Annotated in this window: 15 protein-coding genes and 1 tRNA gene; 6 read left to right on the top strand and 10 right to left on the bottom strand. The window is 68.5% G+C overall.

Annotated features, from left to right (window positions below; translation table 11 throughout):
* Positions 1–6: 6 nt before the first annotated feature.
* Positions 7–804, bottom strand: coding sequence for a hypothetical protein (locus BWO91_RS14865; RefSeq protein WP_079003120.1), 798 nt, complete (start codon positions 802–804; stop codon positions 7–9).
* Positions 801–1,445: a SatD family protein gene (locus tag BWO91_RS14870; protein WP_079003121.1), complete on the bottom strand. Its 645-nt coding sequence runs from the start codon at positions 1,443–1,445 to the stop codon at positions 801–803. The genes BWO91_RS14865 and BWO91_RS14870 overlap by 4 nt, the downstream gene beginning before the upstream one ends.
* Before the next feature lie 411 nt (positions 1,446–1,856).
* Here BWO91_RS14870 and acs point away from each other — a divergent pair, with 411 nt between their 5' ends.
* Both acs and BWO91_RS14880 read left to right on the top strand, forming a co-directional pair.
* Positions 1,857–3,848, top strand: coding sequence for an acetate--CoA ligase (gene acs / locus BWO91_RS14875; protein WP_079003122.1), 1,992 nt, complete (start codon positions 1,857–1,859; stop codon positions 3,846–3,848).
* 170 nt (positions 3,849–4,018) lie between these two features.
* Complete coding sequence (locus BWO91_RS14880) at positions 4,019–4,849, top strand: endonuclease domain-containing protein (RefSeq protein WP_079003123.1); 831 nt, start codon at positions 4,019–4,021, stop codon at positions 4,847–4,849.
* A gap of 83 nt (positions 4,850–4,932) precedes the next feature.
* On the opposite strand, the gene BWO91_RS14885 is transcribed toward BWO91_RS14880, so the two are convergent.
* Both BWO91_RS14885 and BWO91_RS19955 read right to left on the bottom strand, forming a co-directional pair.
* Entirely contained in the window at positions 4,933–5,403 is a 471-nt protein-coding gene (locus BWO91_RS14885; protein ID WP_079003124.1) for a RidA family protein, read from the bottom strand.
* 23 nt (positions 5,404–5,426) lie between these two features.
* Positions 5,427–5,582, bottom strand: a complete 156-nt coding sequence (locus tag BWO91_RS19955; protein WP_162852301.1) for a hypothetical protein — start codon at positions 5,580–5,582, stop codon at positions 5,427–5,429.
* 108 nt (positions 5,583–5,690) lie between these two features.
* Between BWO91_RS19955 and BWO91_RS14890 the strand changes: the two genes are divergently transcribed.
* The 3 genes from BWO91_RS14890 (at position 5,691) to BWO91_RS14900 (ending at position 11,840) form a co-directional block, all read left to right on the top strand.
* A complete protein-coding gene (locus tag BWO91_RS14890) occupies positions 5,691–8,042 on the top strand; it encodes a transglycosylase domain-containing protein (RefSeq protein ID WP_079003125.1) in 2,352 nt (783 codons plus the stop codon).
* Between the two features lie 122 nt (positions 8,043–8,164).
* On the top strand, positions 8,165–10,717 hold the full coding sequence (locus BWO91_RS14895) for a transglycosylase domain-containing protein (RefSeq protein WP_153303505.1): 2,553 nt from the start codon (positions 8,165–8,167) through the stop codon (positions 10,715–10,717).
* A gap of 148 nt (positions 10,718–10,865) precedes the next feature.
* Complete coding sequence (locus BWO91_RS14900) at positions 10,866–11,840, top strand: metallophosphoesterase (RefSeq protein WP_240555528.1); 975 nt, start codon at positions 10,866–10,868, stop codon at positions 11,838–11,840.
* 158 nt (positions 11,841–11,998) lie between these two features.
* On the opposite strand, the gene BWO91_RS14905 is transcribed toward BWO91_RS14900, so the two are convergent.
* From BWO91_RS14905 to BWO91_RS14920, 4 genes are all read right to left on the bottom strand, one after another.
* Positions 11,999–12,072: transfer RNA gene (locus BWO91_RS14905), tRNA-Pro, on the bottom strand.
* 123 nt (positions 12,073–12,195) lie between these two features.
* Positions 12,196–12,735, bottom strand: coding sequence for a hypothetical protein (locus tag BWO91_RS14910; protein WP_079003128.1), 540 nt, complete (start codon positions 12,733–12,735; stop codon positions 12,196–12,198).
* 308 nt (positions 12,736–13,043) lie between these two features.
* Positions 13,044–13,589 (bottom strand): hypothetical protein, encoded by a 546-nt coding sequence (locus BWO91_RS14915; RefSeq protein WP_064296099.1) that lies wholly within the window; start codon positions 13,587–13,589, stop codon positions 13,044–13,046.
* Positions 13,590–13,712: 123 nt separating this feature from the next.
* Positions 13,713–15,512, bottom strand: a complete 1,800-nt coding sequence (locus tag BWO91_RS14920) for a DUF4012 domain-containing protein (protein WP_079003129.1) — start codon at positions 15,510–15,512, stop codon at positions 13,713–13,715.
* Between the two features lie 179 nt (positions 15,513–15,691).
* Here BWO91_RS14920 and BWO91_RS14925 point away from each other — a divergent pair, with 179 nt between their 5' ends.
* Entirely contained in the window at positions 15,692–16,129 is a 438-nt protein-coding gene (locus BWO91_RS14925) for a VanZ family protein (RefSeq protein WP_079003130.1), read from the top strand.
* Here the strand turns inward: BWO91_RS14925 and BWO91_RS14930 are convergent.
* Positions 16,105–17,415 carry a UDP-glucose dehydrogenase family protein gene (locus tag BWO91_RS14930; protein WP_079003131.1) on the bottom strand — a complete coding sequence of 437 codons (1,311 nt, stop codon included), beginning with the start codon at positions 17,413–17,415 and terminating at the stop codon, positions 16,105–16,107. The two genes, BWO91_RS14925 and BWO91_RS14930, sit on opposite strands and share 25 nt — an antisense overlap.
* Positions 17,412–18,059: a thymidine kinase gene (locus BWO91_RS14935; RefSeq protein ID WP_079003132.1), complete on the bottom strand. Its 648-nt coding sequence runs from the start codon at positions 18,057–18,059 to the stop codon at positions 17,412–17,414. Before BWO91_RS14935 ends, BWO91_RS14930 begins: the two co-directional genes overlap by 4 nt.
* Between the last annotated feature and the right edge of the window lie 29 nt (positions 18,060–18,088).

The following is an 18,088-nucleotide window of genomic DNA, read 5'->3' on the forward strand; positions in this document are numbered from 1 at the left end:
GTCGCGTCAGCCGGCGGCGATCACCCAGAGGTAGAGCACCGCAGCAGCAGCGATCGCCCAGCTCGTGAAGCTGCCGACGAGGAACTCCTCCGCCTTGCCGCCGACCCCGCGATCCTCGGAGATCTCCGGGAAGCGCACGATGCCTTTCGCCGCGACGAGGGCGGCGATCACCATGCCGGTGCCGCTCAGCGCGAGGACGACGATGAAGACGCGTTCGAGCGGGCCGATGAGTCGGCCGCCGAGCAGCTGTGTCGTCGGACGCCGCGGCGTGGCGCTCTGCTCGACGCTCCCCAACTCGCGTCCGCGGATCATGACCGTCCAGGCGGAGGCGGGTGCCGCGGTCGGTTGCGGCTCGTCGTCCTCACGCGCGCGGCGCAGCGACGCCCGCACGATGAGGTTGCTGCTCCGCGTGAGGAAGACGAGCGTCGACCCGGCTGCGACGGCGAGAACCAGGGGCACCTCCTGCAGCACGCCGAGGTCGAAGCCCGCGTAGACCTGTGCAGCGGGGCTGTCGGCGGTCCCGCCCGCCCCGAACACGAGCGTGGAGACGACGACGAGGAGACCGAGCAGGAGCACGGGCCAGAACCCGCGCGGTCGTGACGCGTCCGAGGACGGCATGGCCATGATCCATCCGAGGGCGACGAGGCCGGTCAGCGTCGGCCACCACCAGTCGAGCCCGAGGCCCAGCACGGCGAACAGCCAGACCACCACCAGCCCGATCACCGGGGACCAGCGCGGGCCGCGGGCCACACCTCGACAGAGGTCGGCGACCCCGATCATGAGCAGCAGGACGGCCGTGATCATCGGGCCGGCGATCCGGCGAGCAGGTCGAGGGCCGAGACGAGCGCGGCACCGCCCGATCGTTGCAGGTTCTGCGACACCGCGGACTGCGAGATGCCGGCTTCGGCAGCCATCGACTCCTGCGATCGGCCGAGGAGCGCGCCCGCGGCGAGCTGTCGCTGTCGGGGGTTCCGCATCTGATCGATCGTGTGGTCGCGCAGGGTGAGGAGTGCGTTCACGATGGCGTCTCCGTCCTGGGGCGCTTCGCCCTCGAACCACGATCGCAGGTACGGCTGACGTTTGTCCTCTCGCCGATGCGCCTCGTCGATGGCGGCTCGGGCCCGCCACCAGGCGGAACCGTCCTGAATGCGGGCCTCCTGCCCGGCGTCGATGTCCGTGACCTCGCCCCAGCCGAGGCCGAACCGGCAATCGACCTCCGCGGGGAACAGCAGTCGCGCGAGGGTGGTGGCTCGCAGTGCGGTCGCGACGTCCGCGTACACGACCTGGAACTCGTCGCCGACCGTGGGACGCAGCGGCTGCTCGGCGGGCCAGGTGGCCTCCACCTGCAGGAAGACGTTCTGGATCGCGCGCTGAGCTCGGGTGCGATCGTCGAGACGGCGGGAACCGACGATGTCGACGACGACGGCCAGGAGGAGATCGGTCATCTCAGAAGCATAGAGCTGATAGTGGCAGAACTATAAGCAATAATCGAATACTCGCCGGTAGCCACCTGCAGCCGGCGCCGGAGACAGAAGAAGGCGGCACCCATTGGGGGGAATGGGTGCCGCCTCTACAGTGCCGGATTGGGGGGAATCGCTAGCACTGCATGCACGAATGTGTATTCGGCCGGGTCCAAGTGTACGCCAGTGAACGGGGAACACAAGCACTCAGACGACCCCAGATCGAGTGGTTTCCCTACCATGCCCAGATCATTCACAGACTGGGCCCGCGAATTTGTTCGGATGAGTGACAAATCCGCAACCGAGAACGCGCTACGCTCGTGCATGGCACGGACTCGACCCGCCTCGGCAGGTCGGGTCAGGAACGCGGATTCGCAAGGGAGCGAGACACACACGATGAGCACGCAGATCGACAGCCTGATGCACGAAGACCGACGATTCCCACCGTCGGAGGAGTTCGCCGCGCAGGCGATCGCCAGCGCCGAGCTCTACGAGCGGGCGTCGAGTGACCGGCTCGCCTTCTGGGCCGAGCAGTCCCGCGAGCTGCTCACGTGGAGCAAGCCGTTCACGAAGACCCTCGACTGGTCGAACCCTCCCTTCGCGACCTGGTTCGACGACGGCGAGCTGAACGTCGCCTACAACTGCCTCGACCGGCACGTCGAGGCCGGCAACGGCGACCGCGTCGCCCTCCACTGGGAGGGCGAGCCCGGCGACACCCGCACCATCACCTACGCCGAACTCACGGCAGAGGTCAAGCGCGCGGCCAACCTGTTCACCAGCCTCGGCGTCGAAGCCGGCGACCGGGTCGCCATCTACCTGCCGATGATCCCGGAGGCGATCGTCTCGATGCTCGCCGTCGCGCGCATCGGCGCGGTCCACTCGGTCGTCTTCGGCGGGTTCAGCGCGGACAGCCTGCGCTCCCGCATCGACGACGCGGAGGCCAAGCTCGTCATCACCGCCGACGGCGGCTACCGCAAGGGCAAGGTCTCCGCGCTCAAGCCCGCCGTCGACGCGGCGCTCGCGAGCCGCGGCGAGCTGCCCGAGCAGGCGACCGTGGATCACGTGCTCGTCGTCCGTCGCGGCGAGAACGAGGTCGACTGGACGGCCGGACGCGACCTCTGGTGGCACGAGGCCATCGCCGACGCCGAACCCGAGCACGACGCGCAGCCGTTCCCCGCAGAGCAGCCGCTCTTCATCCTGTACACCTCCGGCACCACCGGAAAGCCGAAGGGCATCCTGCACACCTCGGGTGGCTACCTGACGCAGACGGCGTTCACCCACAAGAACGTCTTCGACCTGCACCCCGAGACCGACGTGTACTGGTGCACGGCAGACATCGGTTGGATCACGGGCCACAGCTACGTCACCTACGGCCCCCTCGCGAACGGCGCGACGCAGGTGCTCTACGAGGGCACACCGGACGCCCCGCACCCGGGACGCTGGTGGGAGATCATCGAGAAGTACGGCGTCAGCATCTTCTACACGGCTCCGACGGCGATCCGCTCCTTCATGAAGCTCGGCCGGAAGATCCCGAAGCAGTTCGACCTGTCGTCGCTCCGCCTGCTCGGCTCGGTGGGCGAGCCCATCAACCCCGAGGCGTGGATGTGGTACCGCAAGATCATCGGCAACAAGGTCGCGCCGATCGTCGACACCTGGTGGCAGACGGAGACCGGGGCGATCATGGTGTCGGCCCTTCCCGGTGTCACGTCGACGAAGCCCGGTAGCGCGCAGGTCCCGATCCCGGGCATCGCCATCGACGTGGTCGACGACGCCGGTGACGCGGTCGGTGCCGGCGGCGGCGGACTGCTCGTCGTGACCGAGCCCTGGCCGTCGATGCTCCGCGGCATCTGGGGCGACCCCGAGCGGTTCAAGGAGACCTACTGGGAGAAGTTCTGGGACGTCGAGGGCGGCCCCTTCTACTTCGCCGGCGACGGCGCACGGCTCGACTCGGACCGCGACGTCTGGCTGCTCGGCCGTGTCGACGACGTCATGAACGTCTCCGGACACCGACTCTCCACCGCTGAGATCGAGTCGGCGCTCGTCGCCAACGAGATGGTGGCCGAGTCCGCCGTGGTCGGTGCGGCCGACGAGACCACCGGGCAGGCGGTCGTCGCCTTCGTCATCATCAAGGAGTCCCACCTCGAGCAGGCGTCCGGACTCGCGGACATCACCGGCGCGCTCCGCAGCTGGGTCGGCGAACAGATCGGTCCGATCGCCCGCCCACGCGAGGTCTACCTCGTGAACGAACTGCCGAAGACGCGCTCGGGCAAGATCATGCGCCGTCTCCTGCGCGACGTGGCCGAGGGCCGCGAGGTGGGCGACACGACGACGCTCGCCGACACCACGGTCATGCAGATCATCACCGACAAGATGGTGAAGAACACGTAGGTCCGCGCAGCCCCGAAGCAGGAGATCCGCTCCGCAGCAGGAGGAACGTGGCTACGTTCTCCTGCTCCGGAGCGGATCTCCTGTGCTCCACAGGGCAGGCTCTCGGGCAGCTCATCCCCGTCTCCCCGGGGCGGCGGCCGTGGCCCTGCCCAGCCCGCGAGGCTGAGGTGATGGACCTCAGCCCGTGGATAGACCGGCACGACGGGATCGTGCATCGTCTCGACGCGCTTGATGCCGGAGCGACCAGGCACGGCATCGAATGCGCGAAGCGATCAGGCTCGGTCCGAGTCGTCAGACGCAACTGGCTGGTGACCGAAGCGTGTGATCCCCAACTGCTCTTCGCGGCGACGCGCGGAGGACGATTGACGTGTCTGACGATCGCCGGTCGTCGCGGTTGGTGGAACCTCTCCGACGGACTCGTCCACCTCTCCGTCCCGTCGACGTCTGCCGCGACGATCGAATCAGGGCTACGGCTCCATTGGAGCGCGACCCCGGCACCAGTGTCCGCCCGCACGCTGGTGCAGCCACCGGTCAATGCACTCTTCCACATCGCCGAGTGCCAACCGTTCGAACGCGGACTCGTGGTCTTCGAGTCGGCTGTCCGCATCGGCGATGCCGACCTCGACCGGCTCAGACTCATGCCCACCCGTTCCCGCCGGTTCCGGAGGGTGATCGACCGCACCAGCCACCTCTCCGACTCCGGCATCGAGTCGATACCTCGCATCCGTCTCGCGCGGATCGGGATTCACATGCGTCAGCAGGTCGTGGTCGACGGTCACCGTGTCGACGGTCTCGTCGGCGAGCGCCTTATCCTGCAATTCGATGGACACGCCCCGCACCAGGATGCATCACAGCGGAGCCGCGACCTCGCGCAGGATCGCCGCCTCGCGCTGTCCGGTCACACCGTCCTGCGGTTCAGTTACCAGCAGGTCATGCATGATTGGACACTCGTCGAGCGCGAGGTCTCAGACGCGATCGCGCAAGGCAGGCATCAGTGGTGAACGCAGGAGATCCGCTCCGCAGCAGGAGGAACGTAGCTACGTTCTCCTGCTCCGGAGCGGATCTCCTGTTGTGACGTCGCGCGCTACGCGAACTCGACGATGAGCTCCACCTCGACGGGCGAGTCGAGCGGGAGCACGGCGACGCCGACGGCAGAGCGGGCGTGCACGCCGAGGTCGCCGAAGATGTCGCCGAGCACCTCTGACGCACCGTTGATGACGCCGGGCTGGCCGGTGAACGCCGGGTCGGAGGCGACGAAGCCGACGACCTTCACGATGCGGGTGACGCGGTCGAGCGAACCGATCTGGCTCTCCACCGCGGCGAGCGCGTTGAGGGCGCACGTCCGGGCATAGGACTTGGCGTCGGTGGGCGAGACGAGTCCGTCGCCCTCACCGACCTTGCCGGTGGCGGGGAGCTTGCCGTCGGTCATGGGCAGCTGGCCCGAGGTGAAGACGTGCTCACCGGAGACCACCGCGGGGATGTAGGCCGCGACGGGCGGGACGACGGTGGGCAGGGTGATACCGAGCTCGGCGAGTCGGTCGGCGATCTGGGACATGGGGGTTCCTCCGGGGCGTCGGGTCAGTCGGCGATGGGGCGCTTGAGGTAGGCGACGAGCCCACCCTCCGGACCGGTGACGACCTGGACGAGCTCCCAACCCTCCCCGCCCCAGTTGTTCAGGATGGCTGCCGTGTTGTGGATCATCAGCGGCGTGGTGAGGTACTCCCAGCGGGTCATGTCTCTCCTCGATCGGGCGCTCCGCACGGAGAGGCGGAGGCGCAGGGGATGGTCATGGCGGGCCCCAAGTGAAGCTCGCTCACAGTTTCCCCGCTTACCTTCGATCCTATGCCTGAACCACGTACCCCCGCGAAGACGGTCGCGCAGAGCGTCCTCGGCTTCGTCGGCTTGAGCGTCGCCGCCGGTGTGCTCGCCACCGCCGCGGTCACCCCTGCCATCGCGATGACCGGTCTCGCCACCTCCACGGGCATCTCCGTCTTCGACGGCCTCCCCGACTACCTCCAGCTCGACTCACTCGCCCAGAAGTCGAGCATCTACGCCAAGGACTCCGCCGGCAACCCGGTGCTCCTCGCCTCCTTCTACGACCAGAACCGGATCGAGGACAGCTGGGACCAGATCTCCCAGTTCGCGAAGGACGCCGCGGTCTCGGCCGAGGACCCCCGCTTCTTCGAGCACGGTGGCATCGACCTCGCGGGCACCGTCCGCGCGGTCGTCAACAACGCCGCCGGTGGATCGACGCAGGGTGGTTCGTCGATCACGCAGCAGTACGTGAAGAACGTCCTGGTGCAGAAGGCCGAGGCGATCCCCGACAAGAAGGAGAGCGACGCGGCCTACGAGGAGGCGACCGCGACGACCCCGGAGCGCAAGCTCAAGGAGATGCGACTCGCGATCGGTCTCGAGAAGACGTACGGCAAGGAGGACATCCTCCGCGGGTACCTCAACATCTCCGGTTTCGGCGGACGCGTCTACGGCATCGAGGCGGCGTCCAACTACTACTTCAACACCACGGCGGCGAACCTCACGCTGGAGCAGGCGGCGACCCTGCTCGCGATCGTCAACAACCCCGAGAACCTCAGGATCGACAAGCCCGACAGCGCCGACAACGGCGCGGCCAACGGCTACGCCCTGACGAAGACGCGACGGGACTACGTCCTCGACCAGATGCTCAAAGAGCAGAAGATCTCCAAGGAGCAGCACGACACCGCCGTGGCGATCCCGATCACCCCGACGATCGTGCCGCCCGTCACCGGCTGTTCCGCGGCCGGGTCGTCCGCCTACTTCTGTGATTACGTGACGAACGTGCTGCAGAACAACGAGATCTTCGGCGCCACACAGGACGAACGGTGGACGAACTTCAAGCGCGGCGGATACAGCGTCTTCACGACCCTCGACCTCGACCTCCAGAGCGCCTCGCAGGCGGCGATCGACGAATACGTCCCGAAGACCACCACGGAACTCGACCTCGGTGCCGTCTCCGTGAGCGTGCAGCCCGGGAGCGGGCGGATCCTCGCCATGGCCCAGAACAAGGACTACTCGCAGGATCCCGATGTCCTCGCGACGGGCTCCAACTACAGCGCCATCAACTACAACACCGACCAGGCCTACGGCGGCTCGGCCGGCTTCCAGCCCGGGTCGACGTACAAGATCTTCACCCTGACGGACTGGCTGAAGTCGGGCAAGGGCGTCAACGAGTCGATCAACGCGAACCGCAGATCCGACTGGGGGACCTTCACCAACAGTTGCGTCCCGGGTGGGACGGAGCAGGCGGAGGCCGGATGGAGTCCGCGGAACGACGAGGGCGAATCAGGGTCCTACACCGTGAGACGTGCCACGCAGCAGTCGATCAACACCGCGTTCATCGCGATGGCGCAGGAGCTCGACCTCTGCGACATCAGCAAGACCGCCGAGTCGATGGGCGTGCACCGTGCCGACGGCGCGCCACTTAACAACTCCCCCGCGACCGTGCTCGGCACGAATGAGGTCGCCCCGCTGAGCATGGCGACCGCGTTCGCGACGCTCGCGGCCGGCGGCAAGACCTGCGACCCGATCGCGATCGACTCGATCACGAAGCCCGACGGGTCGACTGCCGAGGTCCCCTCCGCGAACTGCCGCCAGTCGGTCGATGCGAAGGTGGCGGCCGCGGCCGACGACGTCCTCCAGGGCGTCGTGTCGAGCGGTACCGCGTCCGCCTCGGGCGCCCGCACCGACGGCGTCGGTGAGCTGATCGGCAAGACGGGGACCACGGACAACGCCGAGGCGACCTGGATGAGTGGCGCGAGCACGACCGTCGCGACGGTCGTCGGCACCTTCAACGTCAGCGGACACGTCAACCTCCGCGACACCTACATCGACGGCACCCAGGTCGCGTCCATGCGGCACTACATCTGGCCGGAGGTCATGTCGGCCGCGCTCGCCAAGTACCCGGGCGGCGACTTCCCTGAGGCCGACCGAGCCACGCTGCAGGGCGACGGTTCCGGCAGCAGCGGCGAGGACTCCACACCTGCTCCGACACCCACGACCGACCCGACGCAGGCACCGAGCGAGGCGCCGACACCGGCGCCTGGCGACGGTGGGGACACCGACGGGACCGGCGAGAACGGTGGTCCGGCAGCCCCGGGGAACGGCAATGGGAACGGCGGCGGTGCCGGGAACGGAAACGGGAACGGCTCACCCGGATGATCCGAGACGGCTGCCGGGCGGACGCCGCCCGGCAGCCGCCCCGGGCCGCCCCGGCGGCAACGATCGGGTTTCAACGCGGCGCTGAGCGGGCCTTTTTCAGGATTGTCGCTTAGCATCGATCCATGCCTCAACAACATCGCACGGCCACCGGTGTGCTCGGCGGCTTCCTCGGCTTTCTCGGCCTGAGCGTCGCAGCGGGTGTCCTCGTCACCGCCACGGTCACCCCGGCCCTCGCCGTCACGGGGATGGCGACCAACAGCACGATCAACGTGTTCGATGGTCTGCCCGACTACCTGGCCCTCGACGAGCTGGCGCAGAAGTCCAACATCTACGCGACCGACAGCGCCGGTAACCCGCAGCTGCTCGCGTCCTTCTACCAGCAGAACCGCATCGAGGTCGGCTGGGACCAGATCAACCAGTTCGTCAAGGACGCGGCGGTCTCGGCCGAGGACCCGCGCTTCTACGAGCACGGCGGTGTCGACCTCACGGGTACGATCCGAGCCGTCGCGATCAGCGCGACCGGCCGCGACCTCCAGGGTGGTTCGTCGATCACGCAGCAGTACGTGAAGAACGTGCTCGTGCAGAAGGCCGAGGCCATCACCGACGAGGCCAAGATGAAAGCCGCGTACGAAGAGGCGACGAAGGCGACCCCGGAGCGCAAGCTCAAGGAGATGCGCATGGCCATCGGCCTCGAGAAGCGCTACGGCAAGCAGGACATCCTTCGTGGTTACCTCAACATCGCCGGCTTCGGTGGCCGCACCTACGGCATCGAAGCCGCAGCCAACTACTACTTCGCGACCTCCGCGGCCAACCTCAATCTTGAGCAGGCGGCCGCGCTGATGGCGATCGTCAACAACCCGGAGACCCTGCGTCTCGACCGCCCGGACAGTGAGACCAACGGTGCGGCGAACGGATACGCGCTCACCCTCGAACGGCGGAACTACGTCCTCGATCAGATGATCAAGGAGGGCAAGATCACGCAGGAGCAGTACGACGTCGCGATCGCGACGGCCATCACGCCCACGATCAACCCGGCGAGCACGGGTTGCCAGACGGCCGTCAACGTCAGCCCCGGCGCAGGGTACTTCTGCGACTACGTGACGCGCGTGTTCCAGAACAACCCGATCTTCGGGGCCACCGAGGACGAGCGCTGGGCCGCGTTCAACCGCGGTGGGTACAGCGTGTTCACGACGCTCGACCTCGACGTCCAGTACGCCGCCCAGACGGCGATCGACGAGCTCATCCCGCGGGTGAGCGACCAGCTCGACATCGGTGCCGTCTCCGTCACGGTCCAGCCCGGGACGGGGCGCATCCTCGCGATGGCGCAGAACAAGGACTACTCGAACGACCCGGACGTCCTGGCCACCGGCGCCAACTACTCCGCGGTCAACTACAACACCGACGTCGATTACGGCGGGTCCACCGGCTTCCAGCCGGGATCGACGTACAAGACGTTCACGCTCGCCGAATGGCTCAAGGAGGGCCACGGTCTGAACGAGGGCGTCGACGGTCGCAAGCGCTCGCCCTGGGGCACCTTCAAGGACTCCTGCGCCGACGGCGGGACCGTGTACGCCGGTTCCGACTGGAACCCCGGCAACGACGAGGGCGGCAACGGTGGCCAGTACACCGCGCTCCAGTCGACGAAGCAGTCCATCAACACCGGCTTCATCGCGATGGCGAAGCAGCTCGACCTCTGCGGCATCCGCAAGACGGCCGAGTCGATGGGCGTGCACCGCGCCGACGGCGGGCCGCTCCTGCAGTCCCCTGCCACCGTGCTCGGCACGAACGAGGTCGCCCCGCTCAGCATGGCGACGGCCTTCGCGACCTTCGCATCGGGCGGCATCACCTGCGACCCGATCGCAATCGACCGCGTGGTGAAGCCCGACGGCACCGAGGTCCCGGTTCCTCCGGCGAACTGTCGCCAGGGTCTCGAGGCGAACGTCGCCGCCACGGCGAACGTCGCCCTCCAGGCGACGTTCAACGGCGGTACGACGAGTTCGTCCCGCATCGGTGACGGCGTGCCCCTCATCGGTAAGACGGGTACCACCGACAACAACGAGGCGACGTGGATGAGTGGCGCGAGCACGAAGGCGGCGACCGTCGTCGGCGTCTTCAACGCGACGGGCCACGTCAACCTCCGCCGTACCTACTTCGACGCCGGGCAGGCCGCGACGATCCGTCACAAGATCTGGCCGCGGGTCATGGCGACCGCCAATGCGAAGTTCGGCGGCGACGCGTTCGGCGACCCCGATCCGTCGCTCATCAACGGTCAGTCGGTCATGGTGCCCGACGTCGCCGGGAAGACCATCGAGGAGGCCCAGAAGCTCCTCGAGGACGCCGGCTTCGGCTTCGCGAACGGCGGCGCCGGCGACTCTGCGCTGCCCGCGGGTCAGGCCGCCAGCACGAACCCCTCGGGTACGGTGCCGAAGGGCTCCATCGTGACCGTCTACACCAGCAACGGCCTCCTGGCGACCGTCCCCGACGTGAGCGGCGCGGCGAGCTACGACGAGGCGAAGGCGGCCCTGCAGGGTGCCGGGTTCGCGAACGTCGGCCAGAAGTGTGCGGTCGATCCCGCAGCGACGACACCGAAGGTGACCGGAGTCGATCCACCGGCCGGGACCGCGGCGCGCAAGGACGGCAAGGTGACGGTGACAATCTCGAAGACCAGCTGTTAGCGTTCCGACGCCGGCACGGAGGGCCCGATCGTTTTCGATCGGGCCCTCCGTCGTCTTCACGGGGCCCGCTCCGGGCGTCTTCGGAGGGGCCAGCGGGTACGCTCGTGGGACGGTCGGCACCACTCGACGACCGAGGAGGAGACGATCGATGGCGGCACCCATGAGCACCGGCGGCAGACTCGGAACGGCAGCGGCCGTCGTGGCAGGCCTCGGGGCCCTCACCTTCGGGTACGCGTCCGTGATCGAGCGCAACGCCTTCACGCTGCGCAGGGTGACCGCTCCGGTCCTCCCGCCCGACGCCGAGCCGATCACCGTGCTGCACCTCTCCGACCTCCACATGGCGCCCTGGCAGCGCCGGAAGCAGGCCTGGCTGCGGTCGCTGGCCGATCTCCGGCCGGACGTCGTGATCAACACCGGAGACAACCTGGGGCATGAGCAGGGCATCGACGGGATCAGGGCTGCGCTGTCGGTGTTCGCGGGGGTTCCTGGGGCGTTCGTGCACGGCTCGAACGACTACTACGGCCCGACCGCGAAGAACCCGTTCAAGTACTTCACGCAGACCTCGTCGAAGCACGTCTCACCGACCACCCTCGACACGGGCGCGCTCGAGCGGTTCTTCATGGACGAACTCGGCTGGATCGACCTCAACAACGCGGTCGGTGAGATCTCGGTCCGCGGGACCCGTCTCGACCTGTTCGGCGTCGACGACCCGCACAAGCACTTCGACCGTCTGGACACGTTGACGGCCCTCATCGACGAGCGGCTGGATGCCGAGACGTTGGAGACCGATGACCCGTCCCTGGCGCACACCGTGACGGTGGGCGTGATGCACGCTCCGTATCGTCGGGTGCTCGACGCCTTCGTGACCCAGGGTGCGCAGTTCATCTTCGCGGGTCACACCCACGGTGGTCAGGTCTGTGTGCCGGGCTACGGGGCACTCGTGACGAACTGCGACATCCCTCGCAAGCAGGTGAAGGGGCTCAGCGTCTGGCGCCACGCCCTCCGCTCGGCGTACCTGAACGTGTCCGCTGGCATCGGGACCTCCATCTACGCGCCCGTGCGGTTCGCCTGCCGGCCGGAAGCGTCGCTCGTGACGCTCCTTCCTCGTCGCACGGTGGTCTGACCGGGCCGGACTGCCCTTCGACAGGCTCAGGGACCGAGACCTCCCGGGCTTGTACTGTCGGGGTAGCGGGATGTGCAACCCGCCAGCCCAGCGGACCGCCAGCCCACGAAAACAGAGAAGCCCGGCCAGACAATCTCTTGTCTGACCGGGCTTTGCTGTCGGGGTAGCGGGATTTGAACCCACGACCTCTTCGTCCCGAACGAAGCGCGCTACCAAACTGCGCCACACCCCGATGGCCCGAAGGCCTTGTCTAGGATAGCCGATTTTTCAGCGGCTGTTCGCCACTTCCTGGAATCGGTGGATCCCGGACCGGATCAGCCGAGCGCCGCCATCGCCGCCCGGCCGATCCGTGATCTCACGCCTGCTGGCGGCGACGCACGACCACGGTGCCGAGCGCGGCAGCACCGACGGCGAGGAGCCCACCGGCCACCCATGGGAGGGCGGTTCCGGCGAACCCGGTGTCGGCGAGGGCGTTGCCCCCGGCAGACGGGTCGGAGGCCGACGCGGCGGCAGCAGCGGCGTCCGCGGGGTCCAGCACGGTGAAGTCGGACGAATCAGTCACGGCGCCCTGGGTCGCGGTCAATGTGTAGGTGCCCGCGGGGTCCGCAGCCGTGTCGATGGAGACCTGGATGTCTCCGGCGGCGTCAGCGACGGTCGACAGCGTGCGAGCGGACACGCCGGCCACCGAGGAGTCGATGGTGATCGACACGGTCTGGTTCGCGGCCCAGAAGTCCGAGCACGAGTACGAGACCGCCGCGCCGCGCGCGACGCTCGCCGGCGTGATCGAGTTACAGCTGCCTGGACCGTAGCTGTCGCCCTCGACCGCGTTGGCTGCGGTGGGCAGCGCGACGACGGCGAGGAGGACGAGTGCGGCGGCGGAGAGAGTTCGTTTCATGTGCGGGCCCCTAGGTGTGCGGATGGCGCATGCGCTGCGTGATGCGACATGCGGACACGGCCTGGAGCCGAGCGCTGTTCACTCGTGGCCTCCATGGCCGTCATCATGCTAGGGCAGCCGCTCGCTCGCCAGAGCTGGAAAACCGCGGAATTCCGCGGATGTGACCACCTTTGGGGGTACGCCCTGTCCGCCTGACGCCAAGCCGGGTGAGGACCGTGCCAGGCCGAAGCCCAGGAGGGTGAGGTGCCCTCCCGTCAGGCCGTGGTCCGAGCGGACGACCGCCCGGACCACGCATCCCGACCGACGGATCAGGCCGTCTTGCGGCGACGGATCGCCATCGCGCCGACGACGCCGGCACCGACGACGAGGAGGCCTCCGCCGATCCACGGCAGTGCTCCACCGTCGAAGCCGGTCGAGGCGAACTCGCGCTCCGAGACCTGGAACGAGGCGCTCTCCGTGGTGGCACCCTGGGTCGCCGTGACCATGCAGGTGCCGGAGGCGGTCTTGCTGGTCTCGATCGTCACCGCGAACGCGCGGGCGGCGTCTGCGCTGAACGTGCCGGACGTGGGTACGGCGCTCTGCTCGGCGGCCTGCTCGGTCGCTCCGGCGGTGTTCGGCTTCGCAGCGGGAATGCTGCAGCCGGGCCCGGCGACGGTGACCGTCACCGGAGTGCCGGGGTCGAAGGTGCCGTCGCAGCGGAAGACGGTCGACTCCCCCTGGGTCACCGACACCGGTGTGAGGGTCGCACAGCCGGCAGGGCCGTAGGTGGACGAGTCGGTCGCTGCACTCGCGGCGGTCGGGGCCGCGAAGACTGCCAGGAGGCAGAGCGATGCTAGGGCAAGGGTGCGCTTCATGTTGATATCCCCAAGGAACGTCGAGTACCCCCTGCGTCCGCCGATTTCGGGTGGGCGTCCGCGCGAGGTTCCCCAGGGTCACGAATTCGGGTGCGTGGCTTCCTGAGGTGTTGTCATGCTATGTCAGGAGCCGCACCGAGGGAAGGCTGAAATGGTCGTTTTGCCCGTGATTCCGGGGGTTGTGACCAGGTTTGGGGGTACGTCGGAGGCCTTCGGAGCGAGCACGGTGAAGACGAGTTCCGTTGTCGCCCCCGGAGTGAGGGTCACGTCGGTCTGGGCGTAGAGACGACCGTTCGGGTCGGTCACGGCCTTCACCGGCAGGTCCTCGCCGTCGCTCGCACCGAGCAGGGTCGCGCCGAGCGGGCCGTGGATCACGACGCGCGTCGCGATGTCTCCCGCGGGGGTGCCGAAGCGCCCGCCGGCGGTCACGTAGTCCGGCAGGGAGGTTGCGGCGTCCGCCGGTGCGGTGGACGTCAGGGTGACGGCGACGACGTATTCGGCGCCCTGTTTCGTGCACCGGGCGTCGCGGATGTCGACCTTCGTCTCCAGGTAGTAGTCCATCTTCGCGCGGGTCAGGTCTTCGAGGTAGACCCCGGTGTACACGGCTGCGTCGTCGGTCGCCGGTGGGATCCCGGCGAGGCTCGTCTCGGCGATCAACGCCTGTTCGGTGGGGACCGCACTCCACACGTGGAGACGGTTCTCCGCACCGGACTCGGACAGGGCCTGGACGAGGGCGCCGGGGTCGGGCGAGCGGGAGATCATGCCCTCGAACACCGCACCCGAGACGGCGGCGAAGAACGCGTCCTGCACGAGCCGGTCCGGGAACCGCGCGTAGACGTCGCTCAGCAGCGTCTTCGCCGCGTTGTCGGCGGTGAGCTCGGTGCCGTCCGGGAGGGCGACGGGCCCGGTCGCCTCAAGCAGGTGTGCGAGGACGTAGGGGTCGACGGCGACCACGGTGTCGATCGGAACGCCGAACACCTGGGTCCCCATGGCTGCGGCGAGCTCGCCGGTGCGACTGAAGTCGACTGTGAGGTTGGTGTCCTGAATGTACCGGCCGAGGTTGTCGGTGTAGACGTTCTGCTCGAACGGGGTGAGCGGGAGTACCGGGGCGGGGAATCCGGAGAAGTCGTCGCTCCCCCGGGTGCCGACAAAGGAGATGACGCCGTTCTCCGCGTGGATGAGGGCCACCGCCCCGGCGATGCCGCCACTCGAGCGCAGCTCCGCGTTGTTCTGGATCATCACCATGATGTTCCGAGGCCCGGCCCCTCCCGCCATGTCCGGCAGGAGCGCCGTGGCCCGCGCCGCGGTGTCGAGCATCGTGGATGCACCGGTGATCGTGCGGGTGAGCTTCTCGACGGCGTCCGCGACCACCGGCAGCGCACCGTCCGTGCCGATCGTGTCCACGCGCCCGGCGATGGCCTCAGCCGCTGCAGACGCCTCGGCCACGGTCGGCGCGACGGCGCGGAGCGGCTCCGTCGCGATCGACCCGTCCCCGGGGAGCAGGGACGACAGGTTCACCTGATCGGCGATCTCGACGACCTTCGGCACGACGTCGACCGCGACGTCGTCGGTCGCAGCGGCGGCCTGTCGCACCGCGGAGAAGTTCACGCCGAGGAACGGGACCGCCTCGGCCGCCCGCCAGATGGGATCACTCGTCAGCGACACCGCCTCGCCGGTGTGCTTGGTGAGGGCACGCTGCGTGACCTCGGTGCCGCTCGCGTCACCCTTGAGCACGGCCGACTGGAGCGCCTTCGCCTCCGACTGGGCGGCTTCGAGCGCGTTCTTCGCCAAGGACGCCCGGACGCCGAGCCAGGCTCCGAGCGCGAGGACGATGAGGAGGACGGCGAGTACGATCCACCACAGACGCGAACGCCGGCGGCCGGGCAGGCGGATGCCGGCCGTCGCCGGGCGTGGGTCAGCCAAGAGTGCTCCTTGTTCGGGTAGGCACAGCCTAACCGCCGGATGACGGCCTCCGAGGGTCGCTGCACGCCCCCTTTCAGGGGTGGACGACGCACGCCACAGCAGGGCTCACGGCCGCTCATGGCCTACGATTGCGGGGTGCCGTCAGCACGCCCGTCGACCGATCTGGAGCCGCACCGCAGATGACCCGCACGCCGCGCATCGTGATCGGGATCCTGCTGCTGCTCTGCCTGTGCGTCATGCTCGGCATCGCGTTCTGGCCGACGCCCGTCGACGCCGACGGCCGGACGACGCTGCTGGCGATCCTCGATCGCTTGCAGGCCGCGGGCGCCCCGACCTGGTTCGACTACCGCTTCGTCGAATCGGCCGCGAACGTCGTGCTGTTCATCCCGCTCGGAGCACTGCTCGCCCTCGAGCTGCCGTTACGCCTCTGGTGGGTCGCACCACTGACGACGACCCTGTTCTCGGTCGCGATCGAACTCGGACAGACCCTGCTCCCCGAGCGGGTCGCGACGATCGCCGACGTCTACGCCAATGCGGCCGGAGGGCTGCTCGGCGCGACGATCGTGCTCGTCGTCCGGCTACTCGTCACCGGTCACGGACGACCGAGACCGACGTAACGCCACCCGGCGCCCCGCCAGGCGTCCACGTCGAGGCAGTTGCGTCCGTCCACGATCGTCTTGCCCGCGGTCAGCTCGGCGACGGCCGAGGGGTCCAGGGCTCGGAACGCCTTCCACTCGGTCACGACCACGACGATGTCCGCGTCCGTCACGGCCTCTTCCGCCGAGTCAGCGAACGTCAGCTGCGGGTGGAGTCGCCGCGCGTTCGGGACCGCTTCCGGATCGAAGGCGAGCACCTTCGCACCCAGTCCGTTGAGGCCGACGGCGACATCGAGGGCCGGCGAGTCTCGGACGTCGTCGCTGTCGGGCTTGAACGCGAGCCCGAGCACCGCGACCCGCTTCTGGTAGGCGCTCCCGCCGAGCTCCTCGACGACGAGGTCGATGACGCGCTGACGACGACGCAGGTTGATCGCGTCGACCTCCTTGAGGAAGGCAACCGACTCCCCACGACCGAGCTCCTCGGCGCGAGCGGTGAAGGCGCGGATGTCCTTCGGCAGGCAGCCGCCGCCGAACCCGACACCGGCGTTGAGGAAGCGGCGACCGATCCGGGCGTCGTAACCGATCGCATCGGCGAGCTCCGTGACGTCGGCGTCGGTGACCTCGGCGATCTCCGCCATCGCGTTGATGAAGGAGATCTTCGTGGCGAGGAACGCGTTCGCGGCGACCTTCACGAGCTCCGCGGTCGAGTACCCGGTCGCGACGAGCGGCGTGCCGGTGGAGAGTGCCTGCGCGTAGACCTCGTCGAAAGCGGCTCGAGCGACGGCGGCGTCCTCGGGAGCCGGCGGCAGCCCGTACACGAGTCGGTCGGGCGCGATCGTGTCCTGCACGGCGAAGCCCTCCCGCAGGAACTCGGGGTTCCAGGCGAGCACGGCGCCGGTCGGGGCGACGAGTTCGGCCAGGCGCGCAGCGGTGCCGACGGGGACGGTCGACTTGCCGACGACGACGTCTCCTGCCGACAAGTGCGGCAGGAGGGCGGTCACCGCGGCGTCCACGTACCGCAGGTCGGCCGCGTTGGAGCCGGCCTTCTGCGGTGTGCCGACCGCGACGAAGTGCATGGTGGCCCCGGCCGCGTCGGCCATGTCCGTACTGAACCGCAGGCGGCCCGACTCGACGCCGGCCAGCAGCAGCTCCGGAAGGCCGGGCTCGAAGATCGGCGAGCGTCCGGCGGCGAGCGCCTCGATCTTGGCCGGGTCCACGTCGATGCCGACGACCTCGTGGCCGATCGATGCCATGGCGGCCGCGTGCACGGCCCCCAGGTAGCCGCAGCCGATGACGGAGAGCTTCATGCGTGTGATCCTTCGCTGATGGGAGGTGCGGTGGGTGTGCTGGACAGGCGACCGCCGGACTCCTGCAGGTAGCAGACGCCGCAGAGCGATTCGTAGGTGACGGTGGTGCCGTCGATGGCGACCTGGTCGCCGTCGAAGACGAACGTGTCGCCGAACCGGCGGCCGTTGAAGATCGCCTTTCGACCACAGCGGCAGATCGTCTTGAGCTCTTCGAGGCTGTGGGCCACCTCGAGGAGGCGGCGGCTCCCGGGGAACGCGACGGTCTGGAAGTCGGTCCGGATGCCGTAGGCGAGGACCGGGATGCCCTCGAGCAGCGCGATGCGCAGCAGGTCGTCGACCTGTTCCCCGTGGAGGAACTGGGCTTCGTCGACGAGCAGGCAGCTGACGTCCTCGCCGGTCTCCTGCACGACGCGGCGACGGTGCTCCGCGAACACCCAGACGGCGTCGTCGTCAGGACCGAGCAGGAAGTCGGCGTCGCGGGTCACGCCGAGGCGACTGACGATGGCGGCGTCGCCCTTCGTGTCGAGGGACGGCTTGGTGAGGAGGACGCGGTGGCCGCGCTCCTCGTAGTTGAACGCCGCCTGGAGCAAGGCGGTGCTCTTGCCGGAGTTCATCGCCCCGTATCGGAAATACAGTTTCGCCACCAGGCAAGCTTAGGGTTCCCAAGCTGCAC

The organism is Plantibacter flavus (genome assembly GCF_002024505.1).
Lineage (GTDB): Bacteria > Actinomycetota > Actinomycetes > Actinomycetales > Microbacteriaceae > Plantibacter > Plantibacter flavus_A.